General features: G+C 64.3%; 1 protein-coding gene. It reads right to left on the bottom strand.

The genetic code is table 11. The features are described from left to right. Window positions 1-487 precede the first annotated feature (487 nt). A complete protein-coding gene (locus QTH97_RS36830; RefSeq protein ID WP_444813523.1) occupies window positions 488-1,624 on the bottom strand; it encodes an IS110 family RNA-guided transposase in 1,137 nt (378 codons plus the stop codon). Between the last annotated feature and the right edge of the window lie 103 nt (window positions 1,625-1,727).

Genomic DNA, 1,727 nt, shown 5'->3' with positions numbered 1-1,727 from the left:
CGCCGCGCTGTGCTCCGCGGTTTCCTCCCTCGAGGCTTGAGGGACACCTGCCCTCAGGTCATGGTCGATCTATGCGCTGCGCGTCTGCCGGGCAGCTGTCCCACAACCCTTTCTATGGGGACTCTTTTGTCAAGCCCTTTTATCAACGGTACTGACGGTGTTTCATGACGGCCCCGGTTCTTGCTGAGCGGATGAGGTGACTGGCGAGGCATAGGTGATGCATCCTGATCCGAGGTCGGGGTTTGGTGAGCGTTCGAGCCAGTTGTGCTCGGACGACCTTCTATCCGTGCAGGACGTGAACATCCTGCACCTCATGCTGCATGCGCGCGAAGCGCACTGGCAAACCCCGGTTACCGGCGCGCCCCATCTAAACAGACGGTCACTTACTCGCAGTGACCCTGGGTTGTCACGGGCGCGTCGACCTTCGATCATGATGATGCGTTCCTTGCCAAGCGGTATGTCGGTGCGAGAGTGTCAGGCCCCTTCCTCAAGTGGCGGCCGGCTTGAGCGTAGCCCCGGCCGGGATCTCGCCATACTGCAGATAGCGCCACAGGGCGATCGCCAGTCTTCTCGCCAAGGCGATGATGCCCACTCTGCGCATGCGCTTGCCCCCAACGGCGAAGCGCCCGTTGAACCACTGGGTCAAGGCGCTGTCGGGCTGCAGGCGCAGCCAGCTCCAGGCGAGTTCGACTAGCAACACGCGCGCTCGCTTGTTGCCGGCCCGGCTGATGCCTTGCTCGATCTGGCTGTCGCCGCTGGCATATGGCGTGGGTGCCAACCCCAGGCAGCCGGCTAGCTCGCGCCGGTTGGCGAAGCGCCGCCAGCCGAACAGCTCCTTGACCAACACCCATGCGCCTTTCGATCCGATGGCGCGCAGCTGGGTCAGTTGCGCCACCAGCGGCTGCTTGCCATCGGCCAGTTCGTGGCGCCGCTCGGCCCCCAGCACCCTGACCTGCTGTTTGACCAGCGTCAGCCGCGCGCTCTCGCGCTCGATCTCGGCGCGCAACAATGGCGGTACCTGTTCGCCATGGCGCGACCACCACGCGGGCCAGTCGCGCCCGCCGATGATGACGTGCGGGCGCAGGTTGTGCAGCACCAGCAGCGACTTGATGCGGTTCGTGTGTGAGGTGCGCTCCTGAGTCAGCCGGGCGAGTTCGCGGTGCGTGCGGCGCGCATCCTCGTCTTCAGGCGTCGGCTCATGCACCACCGACCACACACGCTCGCCACGATGGTGGCGCAGCAGCATCGCCAACAGCTTGTCGCCATCGAGTCGATCGGTCTTGGTCCGCCTGGCGTGTCGGTTCACCTCGATGCTGGAGGAGTCGACCACGATGTTGTCGATACCCTGCTCGATCAGCCAGCGATGCAGCCACCAGCCGTCGCGGCCGGCTTCATGGCACGAGTGCACCTGGGCCTGCGGCTCAAGCTTGCAGCGCTCGCGGGCCTTGCCGATGCAGTGAGCAACTGCGGCCGTGTCGCCGGCGTCCACGTTGTACCGGCTCGGGCCGAGGCGGCCATCGCTTGCCGTCAGCTTCCACTTCTTATCGCCGAGCTCGAAGCTCATGTACAGCTCGCCCTGGATCGCCGTATCCTCACGCTGTGGGACTGCTTGGGTGGTCGACATTTCCATCTTATATGGACGCCTCCCGTGCAACAAGCCAGTTCTTGAAGCTCTGATTCGGCGGTAACGACTGCGGTCTTATATCCGGCCTGTTCATGCAGATCGG

It is taken from the genome of Variovorax gracilis, from assembly GCF_030317115.1.
Lineage (GTDB): Bacteria > Pseudomonadota > Gammaproteobacteria > Burkholderiales > Burkholderiaceae_C > Variovorax > Variovorax gracilis.
The sequence above is the reverse complement of the archived record's forward strand: the minus strand, read 5'-3'. Positions and strand labels throughout refer to the sequence as shown.

What these genes read in the sequence shown, in the direction of transcription:
- QTH97_RS36830 (WP_444813523.1), bottom strand. Translation starts at nt 1,624, where the DNA reads ATGTCGACCACCCAAGCAGTCCCACAGCGTGAGGATACGGCGATCCAG.